Consider the following 6645-nt stretch of genomic DNA (forward strand, 5'->3'; position numbering starts at 1 on the left):
ATTCTTTAATGGCCTTTTTTTATTATCTATTGAAAATTCAGAACATTGTTTATGTAGATTTATAATAAGATTAAATTTTACAAAGTTAACATAACACAATTATGTTTATGATCATTGCGTAGATTAATAAACATAATTTCATCACAGAGCTTCTCAGCAACATCATATTCTTCTGTAGTAACCGTGTCTGGATTCAAACTATTTCTGGTAAATTACTCAGTAAATCCATATAATAATTCAACTTCTTCAACTGGTACTTCAATAATAAGATTCTCTCCCGTTTAACTTGGAATCAGCCATAAATCTAACTGTCATTGGAGGAGGTTTCTAGTTAAAGTAAAAAGCCACCTCTATATGTTATTTGCCGCTAGCACCAATTCCATGCTTAGAAGTAATCTTGCTTAATTCCTCATAGCAATTTCTTCTGATTCAACCGATGGTACTAACTCCAATGCTGCTTGACAGACCGCTTTACTTAATGATTAGTAGATGTTATTCTCATCTCAGTGGGATTATCTGTTAGTATAATTGTTTTTTGGTTGTGTAAATCATGCGAGTTCCACCTTTCTAGTACTAATCGTTTCTTGTGTTTACAATGTTTCTTCAAAGTAATATGATTGATTTGGAACAAAATTACATACGTTACAAAAGGGAGAAATTGATTATGAAAATGAAAACTTGGTGGATTACCAACGCTGTCTGGATAGTAATTTTGGGCGCACTTGGGCTATTCTTAGGGTTACGTCAAGTTGACGGTGCTGGAGTTATCCAAACTCCTGAAGTAAGAATGATGTCTTTTACAATCTATGGCGAAATCGTTATAGCCATAGTGATTATTCAACTCATCTTATTGTTCTTCGTTAAGAAAAATGAGAACAATCAATAGTAAACTCTAATATCTGCACGAGGTTTCATCGACCTCGTGTTTTTGTTTACTCTAAAATCAATCTCCTAGTACGTTTCCGAATAATTTTGTTAATGAATATTTCAAAATATGTTAATGATTTTGTAAAATTTGTATTTTATTATGAAAATGTTAGTTTCTCTAACCTCCTAGACAACGCATCCTTTGTAAAACCAGTCTTTTATTGGCTGGTTTTATACTTTAATAAAAGTATCCATTTATTCACACACGCGCTTCAACCATTTATAATCCTCTATTTTTAAATTAATTTATTTATTAAAGATTCAGAGGTCTTTATTCTGAATTTCAGTTGCTCGATCTTCTCTAGCTTGAGCAATATCTAATACGAAATCACTATAATTTTCCTTCTTCATCAAAAACCCAAAAGCTCATCTGATGATTTAGTCATACTACCTTTCTAACGCCCACAAGCTTCTTCTTAACTCCAGTACCCTTTACATTCAATTGAATTTGGTGTCATCTTAAAATCTGTTAAACTTTCTGAAACACATTGTTTTGCTGCTTCGCTTGAATAATACGGACTCTTAAAGGTGGATTCCAAAGATTCCAATAACACTCCGTACAGCCACATGACAAATCTTGTCCTTCTTGTATTATGTCTAATTGTTCAAACAACTCACCTAATTCATCTCTTGTCATTCCCCCCTTTTCCTTATGGATTAATTTATTTTTTAATCTAATTTGCAACAAAATTGATCCCAGATAAAATTATGTAAATTAATATGTAATATAAAGTAAGCATTATCAAGAATAACAAAAATCCACTATAAAGAGATAAATCTATAAAATGTTCAGGACTGGTTAAACAATCTATTAAGGTAAATAAAATAGCTAGAGAGCTAGAGTAAAAGATAAATCACTTTTAGACATTATAGCTTTCTTATTATTAAAATGGTAAATTCATTGTGTAGAATAGAGGAAGAACAAACTTCCTCTATTCTTTTAATCCCATCTGTCAATATTAATAATCCTACTGGAATTACTTGATGTTACTTTAACATTAATACCCCATTCATTATCCTTAGAATATCCTACTCCACATGCTGTTGCTTCTTCTGCTCCTTCGATTGGTGTATTGGCTGTGAATAATTAAATACCTTCCTCAATTCTTTCATCATTAACAAATACATATACAGGTTGATTCTTATTCAATGTATATGTAATAGTCACCATAATCCACTCCGATTTTTAACAATTTTACACAAATTATACATTGAAAAGGTAAGTGAATTCAAAATATACAGTAAAATAGGAATTTTATATCACTTGAGGAAGACGTAGCTGCCTCAAGCTATGGTTATTTTAAGATATTTTCTTCAAAACTAACCTCTTTTCTTTTTTCTAGTAGTGATTTAGTTTTACTTTTTATTTCAGCAATACTACTTTCTAGTTTTTCAGGCATTAAACTTTCTATATCTTCAAGTTCCATGCCCATATGAATAAGATCGATTATCTCAGTGCAGATCCCTTTGTTTTTTAATAAGTCAATTGAATATGGGCTAAATATAGCTTTTTCAGCATGTTCTACAGTTATCAATTTATTTCTTAAACATTCTACTACACCACTGATATTTACTAAAATTAACTTCTCTAATTGTGCCAAATTAAGTAAAGTATTTTTAATTTCTAACATACTAAATTATTTCACACTCCATCCTTTTTTAACTTTCACATCAAATACTAATCCTGCGCTTTCCCAAGAAATATTTCCACTTAAATTCAAGATTTTATTTTGTGCATAATCCACTTTTCTTTAATTTCAAAGTTAATATTTGCTGTTGATAGGTTTAAAACAGTGAATAGCCCTTCATCATCTTCACGTATATTTGTTTCATCGACTAATATTATCACATGACTTTCTTTAACATCTTATTCAACCCACACATAAAATGATCTGTTTGAAAGATAACTATTTAAACCTGTAAAATCTGTATAAAGCCTTTTCTTCATTACAGTATCCTTCCTTTTACTAATTATGAACCTATTCAAATTTCCACTGGTCTTGAAATATGGAATCGCTTATTGGAGTTATGAAGATGTTCCAAAATCCGTTTGGAAAAAAAGTGAACCGATATGTAGGGAATCGGCCCACGCACAGCAAGAACGCTAAATAGAATGGGTATCTGTACGGTATCTGGCCTTGCGAAATATGATGTGAATTTGTAAAAGAAAAAGTTAGGTGTTATGGGCGAACAGCTATATTATCACGCTAATGGTTTCGATTTTAGTAAACTAAGTGAAAAAGTTCCCCCAAGAGAAACAAGTTACGGAAAAAGCCAGGTACTATTACGGGATTACCAAGATGCTAAAGAAATTGAAGTAGTCATATGTGTGATGGCTGACAATGTTGCAGCACGTTTACGGAAGCATAAGGTTGTAGGTGAAGTAGTTCATTTATCTGTCGGATTTAGTAAGGATGAATTTGAAAAGGGATTTTCACAGCAAATGAAATTGGAAACTCCTACTGATCTAACTTCAAAAATTACTGAAGTCTGCCTTAATATCTTTCGTAATAGATATCACAGACAAATTGTACATTCTATAGCTATCTCAGTCGGGAAAATTTCGTCTAAAACGAATATGCAGCTTAATCTTTTTGCCGATACAGAAAAAATACAAAAAGAAGAAGCCTTAGATACTACTATAGATAGAATAAGAAATAAATACGGGAAAAGTGCAATTCTTAGAGCATCATCATATACCAATGGAGGCACTGCTCGTATGAGGGATGGGCTGGTTGGAGGACATCAAGGATAATAAAATAAAAACAAAAATAAGCCCATCCAAATGGAAGGGCTTTGTAGAATTTCGTACTTAGGAGTCTCATGTCTAAATAAGGAGAACATTTATATTATGTCTCCTATCTCTTATTTTATACGTTTTTTCATATACCATATTATTAATATTATTATTAAAATTATAAAAGTTAACAAGATTATATTAGAATAAATATCCATATAGTATGTAATAACATTCCAATTAGTACCCAAAATTGACCCTAAATATACCAAAACTGTATTCCATACCAAAGTTCCAATTGTTGTTAAAAATATAAACTTCGCAAAATTCATATTTGACATTCCCGCAGGTATTGAAATTAAACTTCGTAAAATCGGAACTAAACGGCAGAATAACACAGTCCATGTTCCATATCGATCAAACCAATTATCCGCTTTATATAAATCTTCTTTTTTTAAACGCAGTATTTTTCCATAACGATCAATAATTTTTTCAAGTCTTTTAACATCTACTAATCTTCCTATAAAATACAATATTACTGCTCCTATTACTGAACCTACCGTTGAAAAGAAAATAACTCCACTAATGCTTAATCCGGTTCGATAAGTCATATACCCTCCAAAAGTTAAAATTATTTCAGAGGGAATTGGAGGAAATATATTCTACTTTACCTTTATAGACCACTCGTTTGGATTTGTATTTATCGATGTTTCTTGCTAGCTCAATGTATGGAATGGATTTAGCAGAACTCTTATAATGAGTTATATTTTCAGACTTTTTAGTTTCAACATTAAGAATCTGCTTTTCATTTTCTTTTGCTGTTGGAACAGTTGTAATAGGAGTATTTACCCCTAACAATACACCAAGAACAATTATTGTTAATCCATAATATTTAAGCACCTTCCATCTTGTTCTTCTGAACCCTTTTAAAACTAAAGATGGATTCAATAGACCAAATATCATAAAAACAAATGCTATGAGGATCAGTAATGAAATTAAGTTAGATATTTTATCTTCTGAAGCAATTATAACCAGAATACCAGTTATTATTAGTAGTACTATTAAAGTAAACATTACAGCTTTAAGTAATGTTATTATTGGGTTAAAATCTCTATTTCCACCGGTCTCACCCGAATAAAATCCTTTAATAAATTTATCTTCTACATAACTGTAAACTTCTTCTTGCTTTCTTTGTTTTTTCTCAATCTTTTCCATTCTCTTCTTAAAACGTTTTTGGTTTCTGTTCTGCTCATATTCACCCTCTCCAAATTCCCTATATACCTATTAAAAAATCTACATCATTTTTCAAAATTTTTCAATATTATTCCTTTATCAACATAGTTTTCTAATTTTATTGTTTAAAAAAACCCTAGACAAGATGTCTAGGGAAAATATATTTATATTTTTTATTCCTTAATTATTTGTTTTGTTTCAGCATCATACAATCTATTATAAGGATACATATCCATTGTAGTCATGCCATTATTTTCGTTGAGAGTATATATATTTATATAAAATTGATTCTCAGAATCTGGTTTAACTATAAGTTCAAGTCGATTGAAACCACCTTGATGGTTTTCTTCTAGAACTTTTGTTACCTCTTTAATTAAGTCAACATCTGTTGCAACTTCTACACCAGCATCATTAATCTCTGTTTCATAATCTTCTTTTTCCGATACGTCAAATTCGTTACTGAATATAAAAGGTTCCCCTTCGTCAGATGACAGTTGAACTTCCAATTTTTCCCCAACTATATTTTCTGGCAAACCAACATAGTATTCAAAAAATTGCTTTTCAGGACTCTCTTCTGCAAGATCAATTGAAAACACAGGTATAAGTATTCCATCACCAGCATTAACTGTTAAATTTTCGTATGTATTGCCTTCCTCATCTACAAGAGACAGGTTATTTGTGCTTATTTGCACCCCTTTGGATTCAGTAGTAGAGCCTCCAACTGGTATTAAGGGTTCAAATGCCATCATAAAGGAGTAATTATAATCTCCGTAAAGCTCATCTTTCTTTAAATTCGATACTGTGATTCTAATATCAACAGGTGTGAATATCTCTCTTCCAATTCTGTATTCATCTTTGGTTTCATTGACGACATTTTCGTTCTCTAAATCAACTATAAAATAAGGAATTTATTTGATCATAATTGTTAAGCAGTTTATCTTAATTATGAATATTGCAACTTTTATAACAAGCAATTCGTCTTTTAAATGAAAAAATTTAGAAAGGAATTACGACGATGAAAAAATACTATAATGTTACTGCTTACTTCTTATTTATCTTATCTGTTGCATTGGCTTTTATAATGTTTTCCGATGTAAGACTCCAACAACCATTTGGAGCAATAGCTGTATGGACAATGTTAATTTCACCTCCTCTAGGAATCATCTTCTCGCTAATTGGATCAAAAGGAATGAGAAAATGGATTGCATTGCTGTTAAACATGTCAACACTTCCACTAGCTGCATTAAGCTATTTCGCAATCTTCCTGGAGTTTGCACCTTAAACATTGATGTATAGTGGGTATTGATTAGATATTATCTGGTCGATACCCTATTTATCTATTAAATCCCAACTTTTATTAATTTATTTATTAATCAGGGATAAGTTTTACCCCTTTATTCATATTCATAATTAATATCATTAGGTGTGTTCAAATCTAAATATAACAGTCCAAAAAATACAACAGTTAAAATAAAACAAAAAACTAGAAATATTACTGATGATATAGTTAATATTCTTTTTATGATTCTCCTTTGATTAACTGTTAACTTGGTTTCTTTCCCTAACATTTTAATCCTCCGCTCTTTTCCATTATGTACCATCATCATAACATCATTAGTTAAAAGAAAAGAGGAATTGTCCAAAAATCAAACCATAGTATCACTAATGAAATTGAGTTTTTATATTAATTTACTTTTATAAAACTTGAAAAAGTACTAACTTCCCCCCTCAAGTATCATGATTCATAT

The 6645-nt window shown here is 30.6% G+C and carries 8 protein-coding genes; 3 read left to right on the plus strand and 5 right to left on the minus strand.

What is annotated here, in order from left to right:
* Positions 1-664: 664 nt before the first annotated feature.
* Positions 665-886, plus strand: coding sequence for a DUF3923 family protein (locus tag V7014_RS24490; protein WP_335511272.1), 222 nt, complete (start codon positions 665-667; stop codon positions 884-886).
* Between the two features lie 510 nt (positions 887-1396).
* On the opposite strand, the gene V7014_RS24495 is transcribed toward V7014_RS24490, so the two are convergent.
* On the minus strand, positions 1397-1564 hold the full coding sequence (locus tag V7014_RS24495) for a hypothetical protein (RefSeq protein WP_335511274.1): 168 nt from the start codon (positions 1562-1564) through the stop codon (positions 1397-1399).
* A gap of 658 nt (positions 1565-2222) precedes the next feature.
* Positions 2223-2558: a DUF3969 family protein gene (locus tag V7014_RS24500; protein ID WP_335511277.1), complete on the minus strand. Its 336-nt coding sequence runs from the start codon at positions 2556-2558 to the stop codon at positions 2223-2225.
* A gap of 551 nt (positions 2559-3109) precedes the next feature.
* Between V7014_RS24500 and V7014_RS24505 the strand changes: the two genes are divergently transcribed.
* Positions 3110-3682 (plus strand): DinB/UmuC family translesion DNA polymerase, encoded by a 573-nt coding sequence (locus V7014_RS24505; protein WP_335511279.1) that lies wholly within the window; start codon positions 3110-3112, stop codon positions 3680-3682.
* Between the two features lie 110 nt (positions 3683-3792).
* On the opposite strand, the gene V7014_RS24510 is transcribed toward V7014_RS24505, so the two are convergent.
* The 3 genes from V7014_RS24510 to V7014_RS24520 all read right to left on the minus strand — a co-directional run bounded on the left by V7014_RS24510 (position 3793) and on the right by V7014_RS24520 (position 5646).
* Positions 3793-4275, minus strand: a complete 483-nt coding sequence (locus tag V7014_RS24510) for a DedA family protein (RefSeq protein WP_335511281.1) — start codon at positions 4273-4275, stop codon at positions 3793-3795.
* Positions 4276-4300: 25 nt separating this feature from the next.
* Positions 4301-4879: a hypothetical protein gene (locus tag V7014_RS24515; RefSeq protein WP_335511283.1), complete on the minus strand. Its 579-nt coding sequence runs from the start codon at positions 4877-4879 to the stop codon at positions 4301-4303.
* A gap of 191 nt (positions 4880-5070) precedes the next feature.
* The gene (locus V7014_RS24520) at positions 5071-5646 is read right to left on the minus strand and encodes a hypothetical protein (RefSeq protein WP_335511285.1); all 576 of its coding nucleotides are present in this window, start codon (positions 5644-5646) and stop codon (positions 5071-5073) included.
* 266 nt (positions 5647-5912) lie between these two features.
* On the opposite strand from V7014_RS24520, the gene V7014_RS24525 reads away from it, so the two are divergent.
* Entirely contained in the window at positions 5913-6179 is a 267-nt protein-coding gene (locus V7014_RS24525; RefSeq protein ID WP_335511288.1) for a hypothetical protein, read from the plus strand.
* Positions 6180-6645: the final 466 nt, after the last annotated feature.

Origin of the sequence: Bacillus sp. JJ722 (genome assembly GCF_036963345.1) — a bacterium.
In the GTDB taxonomy this organism is placed as follows: Bacteria; Bacillota; Bacilli; order Bacillales; family DSM-1321; genus Bacillus_AD.

Bases quoted from the DNA above. Each gene is read 5' to 3' on its own strand.
- V7014_RS24505 (WP_335511279.1), top strand. From the start codon at position 3,110: ATGGGCGAACAGCTATATTATCACGCTAATGGTTTCGATTTTAGTAAA.
- V7014_RS24515 (WP_335511283.1), bottom strand. From the start codon at position 4,879: ATGGAAAAGATTGAGAAAAAACAAAGAAAGCAAGAAGAAGTTTACAGT.
- V7014_RS24500 (WP_335511277.1), bottom strand. From the start codon at position 2,558: ATGTTAGAAATTAAAAATACTTTACTTAATTTGGCACAATTAGAGAAG.
- V7014_RS24490 (WP_335511272.1), top strand. From the start codon at position 665: ATGAAAATGAAAACTTGGTGGATTACCAACGCTGTCTGGATAGTAATT.
- V7014_RS24525 (WP_335511288.1), top strand. From the start codon at position 5,913: ATGAAAAAATACTATAATGTTACTGCTTACTTCTTATTTATCTTATCT.
- V7014_RS24520 (WP_335511285.1), bottom strand. From the start codon at position 5,646: ATGATGGCATTTGAACCCTTAATACCAGTTGGAGGCTCTACTACTGAA.
- V7014_RS24495 (WP_335511274.1), bottom strand. From the start codon at position 1,564: ATGACAAGAGATGAATTAGGTGAGTTGTTTGAACAATTAGACATAATA.
- V7014_RS24510 (WP_335511281.1), bottom strand. From the start codon at position 4,275: ATGACTTATCGAACCGGATTAAGCATTAGTGGAGTTATTTTCTTTTCA.